This window comes from Nitratireductor indicus C115 (genome assembly GCF_000300515.1).
GTDB lineage: Bacteria > Pseudomonadota > Alphaproteobacteria > Rhizobiales > Rhizobiaceae > Nitratireductor > Nitratireductor indicus.
Map to the genome: position 1 here is coordinate 1 of NZ_AMSI01000013.1, position 16,639 is coordinate 16,639.

The 16,639-nt window shown below is 60.4% G+C and carries 14 protein-coding genes and 1 tRNA gene; 8 read left to right on the forward strand and 7 right to left on the reverse strand.

The genetic code is table 11. The features are described from left to right. Nucleotides 1-420 precede the first annotated feature (420 nt). Both NA8A_RS17465 and NA8A_RS17470 read right to left on the reverse strand, forming a co-directional pair. A tRNA-Cys gene (locus NA8A_RS17465) sits at nucleotides 421-494 on the reverse strand. A gap of 84 nt (nucleotides 495-578) precedes the next feature. Beyond that, nucleotides 579-1,766 (reverse strand): low temperature requirement protein A, encoded by a 1,188-nt coding sequence (locus NA8A_RS17470; protein WP_009451693.1) that lies wholly within the window; start codon nucleotides 1,764-1,766, stop codon nucleotides 579-581. Between the two features lie 120 nt (nucleotides 1,767-1,886). On the opposite strand from NA8A_RS17470, the gene NA8A_RS17475 reads away from it, so the two are divergent. Further along, on the forward strand, nucleotides 1,887-2,822 hold the full coding sequence (locus tag NA8A_RS17475) for a pirin family protein (RefSeq protein ID WP_009451694.1): 936 nt from the start codon (nucleotides 1,887-1,889) through the stop codon (nucleotides 2,820-2,822). Nucleotides 2,823-2,856: 34 nt separating this feature from the next. Here the strand turns inward: NA8A_RS17475 and NA8A_RS17480 are convergent, their stop codons facing one another. The 3 genes from NA8A_RS17480 to NA8A_RS17490 are packed head-to-tail and all read right to left on the reverse strand — an operon-like array spanning nucleotide 2,857 to nucleotide 4,560. Beyond that, nucleotides 2,857-3,645 carry an anti-sigma factor family protein gene (locus tag NA8A_RS17480; protein WP_009451695.1) on the reverse strand — a complete coding sequence of 263 codons (789 nt, stop codon included), beginning with the start codon at nucleotides 3,643-3,645 and terminating at the stop codon, nucleotides 2,857-2,859. Next, complete coding sequence (locus tag NA8A_RS17485) at nucleotides 3,642-4,148, reverse strand: sigma-70 family RNA polymerase sigma factor (protein WP_009451696.1); 507 nt, start codon at nucleotides 4,146-4,148, stop codon at nucleotides 3,642-3,644. The genes NA8A_RS17480 and NA8A_RS17485 overlap by 4 nt, the downstream gene beginning before the upstream one ends. A gap of 16 nt (nucleotides 4,149-4,164) precedes the next feature. Further along, nucleotides 4,165-4,560, reverse strand: coding sequence for a COG4315 family predicted lipoprotein (locus NA8A_RS17490; protein ID WP_009451697.1), 396 nt, complete (start codon nucleotides 4,558-4,560; stop codon nucleotides 4,165-4,167). Nucleotides 4,561-4,925: 365 nt separating this feature from the next. On the opposite strand from NA8A_RS17490, the gene NA8A_RS17495 reads away from it, so the two are divergent. The 7 genes from NA8A_RS17495 to NA8A_RS17530 all read left to right on the forward strand — a co-directional run bounded on the left by NA8A_RS17495 (nucleotide 4,926) and on the right by NA8A_RS17530 (nucleotide 15,318). Continuing rightward, nucleotides 4,926-5,600 carry a protein-L-isoaspartate O-methyltransferase family protein gene (locus NA8A_RS17495; RefSeq protein WP_009451698.1) on the forward strand — a complete coding sequence of 225 codons (675 nt, stop codon included), beginning with the start codon at nucleotides 4,926-4,928 and terminating at the stop codon, nucleotides 5,598-5,600. A 200-nt stretch (nucleotides 5,601-5,800) separates the two neighbouring features. After that, the gene (locus NA8A_RS17500) at nucleotides 5,801-7,165 is read left to right on the forward strand and encodes a TolC family outer membrane protein (RefSeq protein ID WP_009451699.1); all 1,365 of its coding nucleotides are present in this window, start codon (nucleotides 5,801-5,803) and stop codon (nucleotides 7,163-7,165) included. 271 nt (nucleotides 7,166-7,436) lie between these two features. Continuing rightward, nucleotides 7,437-8,195, forward strand: a complete 759-nt coding sequence (locus NA8A_RS25660; RefSeq protein WP_074896852.1) for a PopZ family protein — start codon at nucleotides 7,437-7,439, stop codon at nucleotides 8,193-8,195. A gap of 104 nt (nucleotides 8,196-8,299) precedes the next feature. Continuing rightward, complete coding sequence (locus tag NA8A_RS17510; RefSeq protein WP_009451701.1) at nucleotides 8,300-11,149, forward strand: valine--tRNA ligase; 2,850 nt, start codon at nucleotides 8,300-8,302, stop codon at nucleotides 11,147-11,149. A 389-nt stretch (nucleotides 11,150-11,538) separates the two neighbouring features. After that, nucleotides 11,539-12,639: an aromatic hydrocarbon degradation protein gene (locus NA8A_RS17515; protein ID WP_009451703.1), complete on the forward strand. Its 1,101-nt coding sequence runs from the start codon at nucleotides 11,539-11,541 to the stop codon at nucleotides 12,637-12,639. A 243-nt stretch (nucleotides 12,640-12,882) separates the two neighbouring features. Continuing rightward, a complete protein-coding gene (locus tag NA8A_RS17520; protein ID WP_009451704.1) occupies nucleotides 12,883-13,821 on the forward strand; it encodes a TerC family protein in 939 nt (312 codons plus the stop codon). A gap of 690 nt (nucleotides 13,822-14,511) precedes the next feature. Next, complete coding sequence (locus tag NA8A_RS17530; RefSeq protein ID WP_009451706.1) at nucleotides 14,512-15,318, forward strand: tetratricopeptide repeat protein; 807 nt, start codon at nucleotides 14,512-14,514, stop codon at nucleotides 15,316-15,318. 54 nt (nucleotides 15,319-15,372) lie between these two features. Here NA8A_RS17530 and NA8A_RS24420 read toward each other — a convergent pair whose 3' ends face one another. Together NA8A_RS24420 and xth are read right to left on the reverse strand one after the other, a co-directional pair. Next, nucleotides 15,373-15,618, reverse strand: a complete 246-nt coding sequence (locus tag NA8A_RS24420; protein ID WP_143088095.1) for a hypothetical protein — start codon at nucleotides 15,616-15,618, stop codon at nucleotides 15,373-15,375. A 143-nt stretch (nucleotides 15,619-15,761) separates the two neighbouring features. After that, nucleotides 15,762-16,553, reverse strand: a complete 792-nt coding sequence (gene xth, locus NA8A_RS17540; RefSeq protein ID WP_009451708.1) for an exodeoxyribonuclease III — start codon at nucleotides 16,551-16,553, stop codon at nucleotides 15,762-15,764. Nucleotides 16,554-16,639: the final 86 nt, after the last annotated feature.

Sequence of the window (16,639 nt, forward strand, 5' to 3'; positions counted from 1 at the left end):
CCGACCATCAAGTCGCAGGTCTTTGCGATCTCACGCCGCAGATTGCCGTGCTTGTCGAAGGCCCGTATCCAGAAATCCATATCATCCATGTTCTGCATGTGTTCTCATGCGGTGTCAGGAGTCAATACGCGCCCAGATCAAGCCTTGTGACATAGACCGATCCTCCCTGACTGCCCCGCTGGCCCTATCGGCTGGCGGGGCTTTTTTGCGTTTGGGGATGGCGGATGAGTGCGGCGCTGCGCAGGAACGGGGGGACGATTCGTCGCCAGTCCATGTTGCATCTATGTCGCGTGGAACTGCCGAGTGTGGCAGGAACTCCTTAGAAATCAAGGATAGTCAGTTGCAGCACAGCGCAACATGAAAAAGGCTCCCGTAGGAGCCCTGAATTTCAGAAGATATTGATTTTATTCTGGAACTTTTTGGAGGCCTCGCCCGGAATCGAACCGGGGTGCAAGGATTTGCAGTCCTCTGCGTAACCACTCCGCCACGAGGCCATGCCGAACCGGCATTGACGCAGTTCAATAGGTTGCGGCCCATTTTGCGTCAAGCGGCTTGGCGTGCAATTTACAAACTTTCCTCTATCCGTGCGATCCGGCCCGGTACTGGCTGCGCCCGACGACAGTGCGGGCGATGACGCTGGCCACGGTCACGGCCGCGATAGCCTCCAGCGCCAGCGGCGACAATGGAACAAGCAGTACCAGGGCCGCAAAAACCAGAAGCACATGTTGTCCAGCGCCCGAAAGCACGAACCTGTCGCGCACGAACCAGAGGCCGAACATATAAAGCGCAACGGGAATGGCGACTGCATAATCGCCCACAATAAGCGGGACTTCGGCATGCTTGGTCATGATGTCCACGAGAGCGGCGAAACCGCCACCCATTGCCGCACCCGAGGCGAAAATCAGAAAATGGCCGTATCCCCAGGTCAGCGCCCGCCCCAGATTGCTGCTTTGCAGATGGTCCTCGCGGCCGAAATAGAGCCACCACAGGCAAAAGACCATGATCAGCGCGGCAATTGCCAGGGGAACCAGCCCTTCGAGCGTGCCTTCGGCTGCTGCCTGGCGAATCGCGATGGAGCCCGCAAGAAGCGTTTCACCAAGGACGATAATGTTCAAAAGACCATAGCGTTCGATGATATGGTGGCGGTGCCAGGGCGTGGTGTTGTAGCGCTCCGCGATTGCCGGAACGGCCAGTTCGAGAATCACGCCGAGCACGAACAGGCCGTAAAGCCATGCGCCTGAAAGCGGCTGGATCAGAATCAGCAATACCCAATAAATCTGGGCAATCAGGATCCCAAGCGCGTAAGCGAGTGCTGTTCTGCGGCGCAGGCTGTCATGTCGAGCGGCGCGCAGCCACAGAAGCACCATCGCCACGCGCATGATTACGTAGCCGACGATCACCGTCGTCAGCACATGTTCGCTGAAGAGGAACGAGACGCCGGCCGCCATGGTCAGGGCGCCGCCCATCGTGACCATGGTCAGGAGCCTGAAGAGCGTATCGTCGTTATCATAGGCGGAGGCGAACCAGGTGAAATTCATCCATGCCCACCAGATGGCGAAGAAGGCCATGACAAAGGTGACGATGCCATCCGCCAGATGGTTCTCGGCAATGGCGTGATGCAGCCCCGCCGCGGCCGCGGCAATGGCGATCACGGACACCAGATCGAACAGGAGTTCGAGCGGCGTTGCGGCACGATGTGCCTCGCCAGGGTCGCGCGGTGGCATGGCGCGCAAGGGGCTGAACTGGGCATGCTGGGTTTCGCTCATGGGGAACTCGGTAATTGGGGCCAGGCGGGAGAGATGGTTTGCGGTTGTGGTCTCAGAGATTATTGTTGTGCGCAGCCGCTGCCAACCCTGTTCCGAAAGCCCGTCCAGAAAGGATGCGTCATGAGCTGGAATCCCGCACTTGATCCAGGTTGTCCCGACGACGCCACAATCGATTCGATAGAAACGCTGATCATCCCGAGGGCGCGCGATATAGGTGGCTTCGAGGTGCGCCGAGCCCTGCCGGCTCCGAAGCGGCAGATGGTCGGGCCGTTCATCTTCTTCGATCAGGCGGGGCCTGCCGAGTTTTTGACGGGGCAGGGGATAGATGTGCGCCCGCATCCCCATATCGGGTTAGGAACCGTCACCTATCTTTACCGCGGCGATTTTCATCACCGCGACAGTCTGGGCACGGATCAGGTCATTCACCCCGGCGCGCTCAACTGGATGGTTGCCGGGCGCGGGGTCACCCATTCCGAACGGACCAGCGCCGAGGCCAGGCAGGGGCCGCACAGCCTGTTCGGCATCCAGACCTGGGTCGCCTTGCCCGAACGCGACGAGGGCATGGACCCCATGTTCCAGCATCATTCCAAGGAGAGCCTGCCGGTCATCGAGGCGGAAGGCGTCTCGCTGCGTCTGATCATGGGCAATGCCTATGGCGAGCGTTCTCCATGCATGACCTTTTCGGAAATGTTTTATGCGGATGTGATTCTGGAGCCGGGAGCCCGCTTTCCGTTGCCGGACGACCATGAGGACCGCGGCATCTATGTGACCGAAGGGGCTATAACCATCGCCGGGCAGGATTTCGAAGCCGGTCGGATGATGGTGTTCCGCCCCAAGGATGCGATCACCGTTGGTGCCGGACCTCAAGGTGCGCGTCTTATGCTTCTTGGTGGTGCAACCCTTGGAGGGCCCCGCTATATCTGGTGGAATTTCGTGGCATCGTCGAAAGAGCGCATCGAGGCCGCCAAGGAAGACTGGCGACGCGCGCGCTGGGGCACGGGGCTTTTCGATCTTCCGCCCGACGACCGGGATGAGTTCGTTCCGCTGCCCGGCTGATCGGCGCGGTCGGGCAATTCTTCAGGAGGACGGGTCAGCCCAGTTGCTCATAGGCACGTTTGGCCAACCCTTCCAGCTCGTTGCGCGCAAGCTCGCCGACAAGGGAACAGCTGATGGTTTCGTCCCGCCAGAACACTGCGGCGGTGCGGCCCTCTTCGACGAAACGAAAGGCGCTTTGACCCGTTTCGGGGGTTGGTTTGACATAGAGCGTCACGCGGCGCCCGCTTCTGTCTTCATACATGAATTGCGCTGCCGGACCGCTGCCGTCCGGCAGGAGACGGCCGCCTACGAGATCAAATCCCCTGTCGCGCAAGTCCGGAATGACGATGGCGCGATCGAGCCGTTTTGAAAGCCAGGCCGCAAGATGTTCTTCCTGGGAGGCTGCGACTTCAACCGGATGAACGATCTCGCTGACATAAAGATTGTGAGCGGCTACCGCATTGTCCACCAGCGCCTGGCGCATGGATGCCGCAGGCGACATGAGCCCCCGCGCATACCAGCCGCCAGCCGAAGCAGCCACGGCAACGGCAAGGCAGGCCGCTGCAAGGTTGCTCCATCCCGTCAAGCCCCATCTTGTCAATTCACGGCGCCGGCTGCGGGCAATGCGATGTGCGGAAAGTGCTGCCGGGACTGGCTCGGCTTCCACATGGCCATAGAGCGCATGCAGGGCCTCCCGGTCCCGCCTGAAGGCGGCGACCAGAGCGGCGTCGTCAGGATTTGCGGCAAGATGCCGTTCCATCTCGGCCATCATCTCCTGCGTGAGCTCGCCGTCGACATAGGCATGGAGTATGTCGCGGGAGATGGTTTTCCCGGTGCTGCTCATTTGATGCTCCTGAGATGCGGCTGTCCGTTTTCGGTCAGGCTGCGCAGATTTTCGCGTGCACGCCCCACGCGAGACATGAGTGTGCCCACGGGAATGTCCAGCACGCCGGCGGCTTCCGCATAGCTCATTCCTTCCAGAGCGACGAGCAGAAGCGCTTCGCGTTGCTCTATGCTCAGTTTCTGCATGGCCCGCGCCGTATCGGCCAGTGCAAGCCTGTCGGTCTGTGCAGCGGGCGAGGGTGGCTCCAGCGGCAGCGCATCAATGGGAAAGGCCGCGGGTGTGCGGCGGTCGCGCCGAATCTCGTTGCGGTGGAGATTGAGCAGGATCCGAAAAAGCCAGGCCCTTAGCGGCCCGGTGGGGCGCCAAAGGCTGCTTTTGCGGATCGCCCGCTCCAGGCAATCCTGGACGAGATCGTCGGCCCGGTCCCGGTCATGCGTGAGGGCGCGTGCATAACGCCTGAGCGCGGGGACGCAGGCTTCCATCTCGTCCAGAAAAAACGACATCGGCGCGGGGCCTTCCTCAATCGGCTTTTGCAGTATGCCAGACGCCGTTGACCCCGTCTCCGCTCATGTCTCCAGGCTTCATGTCGTTCTTCCAGAGATAGAGCGGCATGCCTTTATGCGCCCATTGTTTGGCGCCGTCCTTGCGCTCCACGAGCGAGAAGTCGCCATCCGCCATGGCATTGGCTCCGGCCATCAAAGGAGGCCAGTTGGCCGCGCATTGTTCATAGCAGTTCGACATGCCGGCGCTGTCCTTGTCGAAGATGTAGAGCGTCATGCCCTTGGCATCGGTCAGCACCTCGCTGCCCGAGCTTTCCATGGTCTTGATTGCGCCGCCTGCGTAATCCTCGGCAAGCGCCGCCCCGGCACTGAGGGCGAGGGCCGCAGCCGCGGCAAGAATTGTCCGTGTCGACATGGAATGTCCTTTCTGGCGATTCCGACCGGTAAGCTCCGGCCTGCAATGAAAACAACACCGCCTGAATGGATTTATTCCCCACCCGTGATCCCTTTTTTCAAACGAGCGCGGCGGGGCAAAATATTGTGGATAGCTTTAGTAGGAAGAGGAGGAGATGAACCCGCCGTCTCCGTTATAGTGCAAGACTTTCAGCGTTTGAGGGCAGGGGTTTTCAGGTGAGCGGGTGAGTGAAGCTGTCGCGCTGCGGCGGCAGAGATTGACAGGTTCCGCCCCAATCGTTAGCAAACCCTTGAATTCGCTGTTTACGCGCTGTCGCGGGCGATCGGCCCCGCAGGCTGCGGCGGGCATCCATCGGGAAAAGACCTATGAACACCGATTTTTCCGTCCAGCGGGCCAACATGGTGGAAGGCCAGTTGCGGACCACGGACGTGACGAACACTCCGCTGCTTCAGGCCATGGGGGAAATTCCCCGCGAGGCTTTCGTTCCAAGCCGCAAGAAGGCGCTCGCCTACATCGATGAAGACCTCGAGATTTCCTCAGCGACAGGGGACGCGCCCGCCCGCTATCTCATGGAGCCGTCGCCTTTCGGCAAGCTGATTCAGCTCGCCGAAGTGCAGCCGAGCGATGTGGTGCTCGATATCGGAACCGGCAGCGGCTATTCCGCGGCCGTTCTGTCTCGCCTGGCGAGCTTCGTCGTCGCGCTCGAATGCGACGAGAACCTCGCCCAGTCCGCAACCGAGACATTGAGCACGTTGGGTGCCGTCAATGTTGCGGTGGTCGGCGGTAAGCTCGCCGAGGGCTACAAGGACGATGCGCCATACGATGTCATTTTCATTGGCGGCGCTGTCGATGAGGTCCCGGCCGTGCTCTTTGACCAGCTTCGCGAGGGCGGACGCCTTGTTGCCGTCATCGGCGAGGGCAATGCCGCGCGTGCGCATGTGTTCGTAAAGGACGAGGGCATCGTGTCCGGTCGTCCTGTATTCAATGTTGCCGTGAAGCCGCTCCCCGGGTTCCGCAAGGAAGCTGAATTCGTCTTTTGATGGGTCACTTGTTGCCGTCGTGCAACGGAATTGATCAAAGCTTTGATGTAACGTCCCCGTCGGGTTGAGCCCGCTGGGCCGGGAGAAAGGCAGGGGGATGCGTTTCTCGAGGGGCACCAATCCGGTGTTTTGCCGGGTCAATCAATAGGGCGGGGTGTCTTTGGGCACGACCGCGAGAAACAGTCCGAGGTTGCCAGATCGTGTCTTTTTATCGCCGCTTGCTTGTTCCTCTAATCGCCACGAGTGCGCTTATCGCATCTCCCGCCGTGGCTTCTGCCGAATCGATTCTCGGCGCCTTGGCCAAGGCCTATCAGAACAATTCGACGTTAAATGCGGAACGCGCCGGTGTGCGCGTTACCGATGAGAGTGTCGCCATTGCCAAGTCGGGCATGCGCCCGCGCGTCGAAGCGACAGCCAGTGCCGGCTACACCAACAATGACGGCCTTGATATCCGCACCGGCCAGTTCGGCATCTCGCTGACTCAGCCGATTTTCGACGGTTTCCAGACACGCAACAATGTTCAGGCGGCCGAATCCGGCGTGCGCGCGGCCAATGAGGCTTTGCGCAACCAGGAGCTCGATATCCTGTTCAATGCGGCAAGCGCTTATATGGATGTGATCCGCGACAGGCAGATCGCTGCCTTGCGTGCGCAGAACCTTCAGTTCCTGGAAGAGCAGGTGCGTTCGTCGCGCTCCCGCTTCGAGGTCGGTGAGGGGACCCGCACGGATGTCGCCCAGGCGGAAGCGAACCGTCAGGCGGCTCTGGCACAGCTCAGCGCGGCGCGCGCCAGCGTGTCGTCTCAGGCCGCGATCTACCAGCAGATTATCGGCGACAAGCCGGGCGAGCTGAAAATGGCGAACCCGCTGGTGAAGTTCCTGCCGAAGAGCATGGAATCGGCCATTTCCGTCGGACTTTCCGAACATCCCGTCATTATCGCGCGCCAACACCAGATCGATGCGGCGTCCTTCAAGGTGAAGTCGTCCGAAGGCGCCTTCCTTCCGCAGGTGACGGGATCGGCGGGGCTGTCGCACAATTACACCAATTCCACGCCCGGCCTTTCCTCCGATGGGTCCAGCGACCAGGCGACGGTCGGCCTGAAGCTGACCGTGCCGATCTATCAGGGCGGTCTTGCTTCCGCGACGGTGCGCCAGAACAAGGAATCGCTCGGTCAGGCCCGCATCTATCTCGATGTGGCCCGTGATCAGGTGCGTGCCGCAGTTGTCTCCGCATGGACGCAATATCAGGCTGCACGCGAATCGCTGGTCGCCAATCGCGAAGTGGTTCAGGCAGCCCAGCTTGCCCTGAATGGCGTCATCGAGGAACGCAATGTCGGCCAGCGCACGACGCTGGACGTTCTTAACGCGCAGGCTGATGTGATCACCGCCAAGATCAATGTGGTCAGCGCGGAGCGCGACATCGTGGTCGCAAGTTATGCGATTCTGTCGGCCATGGGCCGGCTTTCCGCGACGCGCCTTGGCCTGCAGGTTGCCGAATACAAGCCGCAGGAACATTACAAGGCCGTCAAGGATAAGTGGTACGGTCTGCGCACGCCGGACGGCCGCTGATTTCATTGTTTCGGATCGCCTCCGCGATCCTGCTGCAGAATATGGATGCCGGGTGTCTGAAAAGACATCCGGCATTCTTGTGTGCGCCGCATTCTTGTGTGCCCCGCATTTTTGTGTGCAACGTGAGGCTGTTGCCTTCGGGGGATTCTCTCGCGCTCACCGGTCGGTTACGCTTGGACAGTGATTCGATTGCGCGTTCTGGTGGGTGCGATGCTTGCATTCCAACCTGCCCGGACGAGCGGAGACTGGGCAAAGGCGGCAGATTTTGACGATGTCACAAGGTTTTGGGGCTCAGAAAGTTGGTGCGTCGACGGACGGCGTGACGGGAACACAGCGCGAGCCTTCGATGGAAGAGATTCTCGCTTCTATCCGCCGTATCATTGAAGACAATGATACACCGGCAGCCCGCGCTGCAGCCCCGCAGCGCTCTCCGGAAACTGTGACGCCCGCCGCCCTGCAGCCGTCCAACAGCAGCGATGCGCCGGCGACTCAGCCTGCGCGCACGCGGGAACCCGATGAACCTGTCCGGCAACAGCCTGCCGCCGCCGAAGTGCGCAAGCCCTCATGGGAGCTGCCTCGGCTGGAGGATGAGAAGCCGCTTGGCCTGCGTGGAGAGCTGGGTGCCGCGGGAGCCGCTCCGGCACAGAAGCCTGTAGCCGCTCCCGCGCCGAAAGCCTCGCCCGCTCCTTCCTTCGCGACCAAGCCTACCCCCGTCGAGGCAGAGTTTCGTTCGCAACCTGCACCCAAGCCTGCAGAAACTGCGCCCGCTCTTCGTGAAGCTCCGGCCCATGGCGAGGGCGATGAGAGCAAGGTCGTCGGGGGTATCCTCTCGGCCTATACGGGGCGCAAGGTCGCTGCCGCCTTCGGCGAGTTGAATGAGGCCTTCGAGGCGAGCCGTCGCCGCAGTTTCGATCAGGTTGCCGAAGAAATGCTGCGCCCCATGCTGCAGGATTGGCTCGACAACAACCTGCCGACGCTTGTGGAACGGCTGGTGCGCGAGGAGATCGAGCGGATCGCACGCGGCGCATAAGCCGCGCCGCTTGCGGTTGACTCTACCCGACCCTTCCGCTTTACACCGGGCTCTGATCGGACCAATCTTCTTTGGTCTGTAGCCTTGCGAGCGCGGAAATCCTCATGCTTGAAAAGAATTACGACGCTGCGAGCGTCGAGCCGAAAATCGCCGAATTCTGGGAAGAGGCAGGGGCCTTCAAGGCCGGCGCCGGAGCAGAGCGCGGCGCGGAAACCTTTACCATCGTGATTCCGCCGCCGAACGTGACCGGCTCCCTGCACATGGGCCATGCGCTCAACAACACCTTGCAGGACGTCATGGTCCGTTTCGAGCGCATGCGCGGCAAGGATGTGCTTTGGCAGCCGGGCATGGATCATGCCGGCATCGCCACCCAGATGGTCGTGGAGCGTCAGCTTGCCGCCAGGCAGGAGCATCGCCGTGATCTCGGCCGCGAAAAATTCGTCGAGAAGGTCTGGGAATGGAAGGCGGAATCCGGCGGCGCGATCATGAACCAGCTCAAGCGGCTGGGCGCTTCCTGCGACTGGTCTCGTGAACGTTTCACCATGGACGAAGGGCTCTCGAAAGCTGTCGTCGAGGTGTTTGTCTCGCTCTACAAGGACGGCCTGATCTACAAGGACAAGCGCCTCGTCAATTGGGATCCGAAGCTCCTGACCGCGATCTCCGATCTTGAGGTCGAGCAGGTCGAGACGAACGGCAATCTTTGGCATTTCCGCTATCCTCTCGCCGATGGCGTTACCTATCAGCATCCCTACAAGCTGGATGAGGAGGGCAATCGCATTGCCTGGCGTCCTTCGGATGGCGAGCCTGCCGGTTATGAGACGCGCGACTATATCGTCGTCGCAACGACCCGGCCTGAAACGATGCTCGGCGATTCAGGCGTTGCCGTTCATCCCGGCGACCCACGCTATAAGGGGTTGATCGGAAAGCATGTCCTCCTGCCGCTCGTTGGTCGACGCATTCCGATCGTCGGCGACGAATATCCCGATCCCGAGGCTGGCACCGGCGCGGTGAAGATGACGCCCGCCCACGATTTCAACGATTTCGAGGTCGGCAAGCGCCACGATCTCGCGCAGATCAACGTCATGACCGTCGACGGTGCCATCACGCTCCGGGACAATGAGGCGTTTTTGGACGGCCTTGCCGTTACCGATGCGCTGGCGGCCACAATTGCGGCCCTCGATGGCCAGGAGCGTTTCGAGGCGCGCAAGATCGTTGTGGCGATGATGGAGGAAGCAGGTCTTCTCGAAAAGGTCGAGCCGCACAAGCATATGGTGCCCCACGGCGACCGTGGCGGCGTGCCTATCGAACCTTTCCTGACTGATCAATGGTATGTCGATGCCAAGACGCTGGCCAAGCCTGCGATTGCTTCAGTGCGCGAAGGACGCACGAACTTCGTGCCGAAGAACTGGGAAAAGACCTATTTCGAGTGGATGGAGAATATCCAGCCCTGGTGCGTCTCTCGCCAGCTCTGGTGGGGACATCAGATTCCCGCCTGGTACGGTCCGGACGGACAGGTCTTCGTCGAAAAGGACGAGGAAACCGCGCTCGAGGCGGCCATCCAGCATTATATCGCCCATGAAGGCCCATGGAAAGCATGGGTCGAGGAGAAGCTCGAAAACTTCAAGCCGGGTGAAATCCTGACACGCGACGAGGATGTGCTGGACACCTGGTTCTCCTCCGCACTCTGGCCGTTCTCGACACTTGGCTGGCCGGATAAGACCCCGGAGCTCGACCGCTATTACCCGACTTCGGTTCTGGTCACCGGGTTCGATATTATTTTCTTCTGGGTTGCCCGCATGATGATGATGGGCATGCACTTCATGAAGGAAGAGCCGTTCCACACGGTCTATGTCCACGCCCTGGTGCGCGACAAGTCCGGGGCCAAGATGTCGAAGTCGAAAGGCAACGTCATCGATCCTCTGGAACTGATCGACGAGTATGGCGCCGATGCGCTCCGCTTCACGCTCGCCATCATGGCCGCGCAGGGGCGCGACGTGAAGCTCGATCCGGCTCGTGTCGCAGGATACCGCAATTTCGGCACCAAGCTGTGGAATGCCACGCGCTTCGCAGAGATGAACGGTGTGGCCCGCGATCCCGGTTTCAGGCCGCAGGATGCGAAGCTTGCCATCAACCGCTGGATCCTGACCGAGCTGACACGTGCTGCGCGCGCGATCACCGAAGGCATCGAGGCCTATCGCTTCAACGAAGCGGCCGGTGCTGCCTATCGGTTCGTATGGAGCCTTTTCTGCGACTGGTATCTGGAACTCCTGAAGCCGGTCTTCGCCGGCTCGGACGAAGCGGCCAAGGCCGAGGCGCGGGCATGCGCCGCCTATGTCCTCGATGAGACGTACAAGCTCCTGCATCCGATGATGCCTTTCATGACGGAGGAGCTGTGGTCGCATACGGGTGGAGACGTGGGGCGTGAGGAGCTCCTCATGCTGTCGCGCTGGCCGGAGCTCTCCTTCGAGGATGAGGATGCGGCAGCTGACATCAATTGGCTCGTGGATATCGTTTCGGGCATCCGTTCGGTGCGCTCGGAAATGAACGTGCCGCCGGCAGCGACCGCTCCGCTTGTGGCGGTCGGCGCGGATGAGACGACCCGGGCACGCATCGCCCGTCACGACCCGGCCATTCGCCGTCTTGCCCGCGTGAGCGAGGTCGGTTTTGCGGCCGATTCTCCCAAAGGGGCGGCCCAGATCGTTCTGGGGGAGGCCACATTCTGCCTGCCGCTGGGAGACTTGATCGACCTGTCCGCCGAGACTGCACGTCTCGAAAAGGAGATCGGCAAGGTGCAGGGCGAAATGCAGCGACTGGAAAAGAAGCTTGGCAACGAAAAATTCGTTGCCAATGCGCCCGAGGAGATCGTGGCGGCCGAGCGCGAGAAGCTCGCGGAATTCGCCGAATCTCGAACCAAGCTTGAAGCGGCTCTCGCCAGGGTACGCGACGCAGGCTGAGCCGGAAGGCGAGGATATTTCAGGGCCGCATCGCAGGCAGGCGATGCGGCCCTGATTCGTGAACGACGCCCGCAAACCTTCCAAACCGGAGTAAAACGGTGCCGTTTCAAGGATCGCCGCTGCATTTGCGTCTAAATTCCTAGGGTTGTGGTATTTGTGCCACTCTTGCTCAACTTTGACATGGAACCGTCACGAACTATGGCGATTTTAAGCCAATTTTACGGCTTTCAATGGCTCTATCGGGTTCACGCACACGCTGTTTGCGTTGCTTCATGCGCGATTTCCCTTACGTAAACGTAAGTGGAAGGTGCGACAATCTGTACTCGGTATGATTGAGGTCGCGCATCACGCTGCTATCTTCATTCCACCAACTGGAGGAGAGGGTTTTCATGCGTTCCATTTGCATTGCTTCAGCAGCGGCAATGTTCGTCGGTTCCGTGGCAACCGCCAGCGCAGGCGGCTTTTCGCGTGGCACGGCCGACACGGACATCCTTTATGAGGACGGCAATTTCAACATGCGGGCTGGCGCGATCATCGTCGTGCCAACGCAGAAGTTCAAAACCGCACCCAACGTGCAGTTTGCCCCGGGCCTCGCCGGCACGAACTATCTGGGCAATTACGTCATCCCGTCAGGGGCCGTTAAGCTGAAGATCAGCGATGCCTTGTCGTGTGCCGGAACCTATACGGACGCCTATGGCGCCAATTCGGCCTATGCGGTGCCTTATGGCGCTACTGCGTTGCTGAACGAGGAGTTCACCGTCACCGAATTCGGCGCAACCTGCGCCGCCTTCTTCGATATGGGCCGGGGCCGCCTGTCGGTTCTGGGGGGGGCCTTTATCGAGCAGTTCAATTACGATGCGACCGCCCAGGGCGGCGCTCTTGATCTCGGTCTGAACAGCACCGCCTATGGCTGGCGCGCCGGGCTGGGATATGAAATTCCTGAAATCGCCTTCCGCGCCCAGCTTCTCTACCGGTCCGGCACCAGCCACTCGGCAACGGGAACGGCCAACGGCCTTCCGATTGCGGCCGGCAGCGGTGAGTTGCCGCAGACCGTCGAACTGAAGGTTCAGTCGGGTATAGCCCCCGGTTGGCTCGCCTTCGGTTCGGTCAAGTGGATGGACTGGTCCGTCAACGAGACGTTGCAGGTTACGATTAATGGCGCGCCGCTACCGCCGAACCAGTATTACTGGCGCGATGGCTGGACGATTACCGGCGGTATCGGTCATGCCTTTACCGAGAATGTCTCCGGCAGCCTCAGCGTTCAGTGGGACCGTGGCGTGGCCAACGGATATGATTTCCGCACGGACAAATGGCTGGTGGCGGCAGGCGTGGGCATGAAGGATGCCATGGGTGGCGAGTTGCGGCTGGGCGCTGCGGTTTCCTACCTGAATTCGGCCGAAGTGACGGCTCTCGACGCCGTCCATAGGGGCGCCTCCGTGGATTCGGGCTGGGCCGCTCTCTTCTCTGCCAACTACAAGGTCAAATGGTAAGTTCTCCGACCTCCTGAAACGGAAAACTGACCCGGCCCTGTGCCGGGTCTTTTTTTGCCTGCCATTTTGTCGTCCTTGTTCAGCAGCGCGCTGGCCCGGGAAGCGGGGCTTGTAAACAGTCGGATTCTGGCGCACATATAGGCCAGTCACCCGGCCCGGGCCCCTCTGGCAGGCAAGGCGTTGCCTGTGATGTCGGACCGCACGACAACGCGCAGACGCAGCGCATTTTTCGTTTCCTGAAAAATGACCATTCATGATTGGCTGTGGCCTGGATTCCTGGCCTTTGTGGCCGTGATCCTGTTCGTCGACCTGTTCGTTCTCCATCGACGTGATCACGTTATCACCACCCGTGAGGCCTTGAAGACCGTTGCGGGTTATGTGGCGCTGGCAATGATTTTTGCTGTTGGTGTCTTCTATTTCGGTGGCAAGGATCGCGGCGCCGAGTTTCTGACGGGATACCTCATCGAGCAGGCGCTCTCCCTCGACAATATCTTCGTGATCGCCCTGATCTTCACCTATTTCAAGGTTCCTGCCGAGGCGCAGTATCGCGTGCTTTTCTATGGCATTGTCGGTGCCATCCTGATGCGCTTGTCCCTCATTGTTCCCGGGGTGAAGCTGGTCGATCATTTCATGATTGTCGGCATGGCGCTGGGCGCTCTCCTTGTCTTCTCCGGCTACAAGATGATGACGTCGGGAGACGATATGGTCGATCCGGGCGAAAGTCGCATCGTCAAGTTCCTTATGAAGACGGGCCGCGTCACCACCGAATATGAGGGGTCGAAATTTTTCACGCGCCGCAACGGTCTCCTGTTCATGACGCCGCTTTTTGTGGTGCTGGTGACGGTCGAGGTGACGGATCTCATTTTCGCGGTCGATTCCATTCCTGCGGTATTGGCGGTTTCCCGCGACCCGTTCATCGTGTTCTCATCGAACGTGTTCGCCGTTATGGGCTTGAGGGCATTGTTCTTTGTGCTTTCGGGAATGATGCGAACCTTCAGGCATCTGAAGACCGGACTTTCGCTGGTCTTGATCTTCATCGGCTTGAAAATGCTTGCCGCCCACTGGGTCAAGATTCCTTCGCCATTCGCTCTCACGGTCACGGTGCTTCTGATTGGAGGCTCGATCGTCGCATCGATTATTGCGCGCAAGCGTGAGGAAGATCGGGCTGGTGCAGGCGGTTAGAACGCCCCTCGCGCCTCCAAGAGGACGCAAGGGCTCCAGCCGAGGCGGCCTCCCGCTCGTATCGACGCTGTCCGGTTTCCTGATGCGGAGAGGCAAGGGAAGGGGCGTTTGCGCCCCTTTTTGATCACGCAATGTAACCGACTATGTCATTGCGTGGGCGCCTGTGTTCATTTCGCAACAGTTTCTCAATAAGCAATCGGTTAAAAAGGAGCGGGGTCGGAACGCCAATTTCCCGCCATAAACCCGGCGCATCGAAATCTCAAAGACGCGCCGAACCTGACCGGAAGTCTTGAGAAGAACTGCCGCGCACGCGGCCAGGGTGAAAATGAACGCGAAAGCAATGTCTGGGGCAAAGCTTCCAAGCCTTTGTAAGGCAAGGGTCTCCGTGCGAATGATGCGCGGTAAGGGCATGTCTTTGACGGACTTTGTGTTCGCTGGCCGTAGAATTGCCGAAAAGCGGCGGAATCCTCTCGGCAACGAAGGGTATCCGGTTCGTGTCGCCATCAATGGTGAGTTCGCCACCGGCTTTGGCCCGGTCGCTCGCGGAAACGGTTCTGCCGTCCACCGGGCGCAATGGAAACCGCGCGAGACGGTTCGCCGTCTTGCAGCGATTGGAAGATGTGCTTCTGCTGTAGCCTTGACGCGCAATGGCGCGGCGGCTGCGTGGGGCTAAGAAAGAAACGCAGGATCATGCGGATATTTGAAACAGGCAAGGCAGCGGTTTTAGCGGGACTTGTGGCTTCCGCGATGGTGGCGTTGCCCGAAGCGGCCCTGGCGCTCGATGAGAAAGCCGTCATCAAGGAGCCGGAGCAGCGCAGCCCGTGGGCTGTGTTCCGGTTCGGCTTTTCCGCTTACAAGCGCGGCGAGAAGCAGGAAGCGATGGAGGCCTATCGCTATGCTGCCGAGAACGGCCAGGTTGGCGCCCGGTGGAAGCTGGCGCGCATGTATGCCGAGGGTGATGGGGTCACACGCAACGATTACGAAGCCTTCAAGTTCTTCTCCGCTGTGGCACAGCAGGATGTGCGTCCGGGCAGCCCGGACGAAACCTATGTCTCGGATGCGCTGGTCGCGCTTGGAAAATACCTGCAGACGGGCATTCCCAACAGCCCGATCCGGGCCAACCCGCTGGCCGCGCAGGAGCATTTCATGCGGGCCGCCGCAACCTACCGCAATTCCGAAGCCCAGTATCAGGTCGGCAAGATGTTCCTGTCGGGCGAGGGCGTTGCCAAGAGCGTCCAGCAGGCCGCGCGCTGGTTCCAGCTTGCTGCCGAAAAGGGGCATGCCGGAGCCCAGGCCACGCTTGGCCACATTCTTTTCGAGAGCGGCAAGATTGTGAAGGGGCTCGCGATGATGACGGCTGCTCTCGATTACGCCTCTCCTTCCGATATCGGCTGGATTCGCGCCATGCAGGAGCAGGCTTTCGCGCTTGCCGGCGAATCCGACCGCCGCACGGCGATTGCGCTGGCCCATGATCTGCGCGACAACGGCCTCGACTGATCGACTGGGTGCACTGCGCTCGGTCCAATAATTCCACAACCGGAATGGGGCGCTTCAGGCGCCCTTTTTGTTTTGCGCTTGAAGGAGTGGGGGCTTCGGCGCGGGCGACTGGAGCCCGCTTATCCGTTCGCAGGATTGCCCGAGAAATTTCCACGAAGCATTGTTCAGGACCTTGTCGCAACGCGCCAGTTGCGAACCTTGTGGAAGCTTCAGGCAGACGAGTTGGCCGTGTTTGTACTGTTCGCCGTTGGCGCGGCAAAGGCAATCCGCTTTGGCAGCGGATGTGGCCGCTGCCATCATCAGAACGATCCCTCCGGCAAGCAGAAGGCATGGGCGCGATATCTGGACCATGATGGCCCATCCTACAGCATTTGTTGCCGCGTGTAATCTCCCTCGCACAACGCCTGCTTTTGACGGCGACGGCAGGTTTGGGCAGGCGGTCCTCAGGCGGGCTTGAGATCGAGCTCGACTGCGACCGGCACATGATCGGATGGCTTTTCCCAGGCGCGGGTATGCTTTTCAACCGCCACGGAAAGCAGATGATCCGCCGCTTCCGGCGAGAGCATCAGATGGTCGATGCGGATGCCGTTGTTCTTTTGCCAGGAGCCGCCCTGATAATCCCAGAATGTGTAGACGCCGTCTTCGTCATTGACGGCGCGCAGCGCATCGGTGAAGCCGAGGCTCGCAAGCCGCTGAAATGCCTGGCGGCTTTCCGGCCTGAAAAGGGCATCGCCGACCCAGGCTTCGGGATGGCGCGCATCCCGCGGCTCGGGAATGACATTATAGTCTCCGGCGAGCACCAGAGGCTCCTCGAGCGCCAACCGTTCTGACGCCCATTGCTCAAGGCGCTTCATCCAGCCCAGCTTATAGGGAAATTTCTCTGAATCGACGGGATTCCCGTTGGGCAGGTAGAGCGAGACCACGCGCAGAACACCCTTGTCGGTGGAGATCACGCCCTCGATGAAACGTGCCTGTTCGTCGCTGTCATCGCCGGGAAGGCCGCGATTGACCTCGTCGAAACGAACCTTCGACAAGAGTGCAACGCCATTGAAACCCTTCTGGCCATGAGTTTCCACGTGATAGCCGAGCGCTTCGATGGGTTCGCGCGGAAATTGCTCGTCGACGGATTTGATTTCCTGAAGGCATGCAATGTCGGGGGAAGCCTCTCCCAGCCAGTGCAGGAGGTTGTCGATGCGTGCCTTGACGCCGTTGATGTTCCAGGTTGCGACCTTCATGGGATCCCTCTTGCGGCTTTCCACTGTCTTAGGCGTGGCGCCGTTCCCCCGCAACCGGTGCGTGGGCATTACTGACAGACCATGAC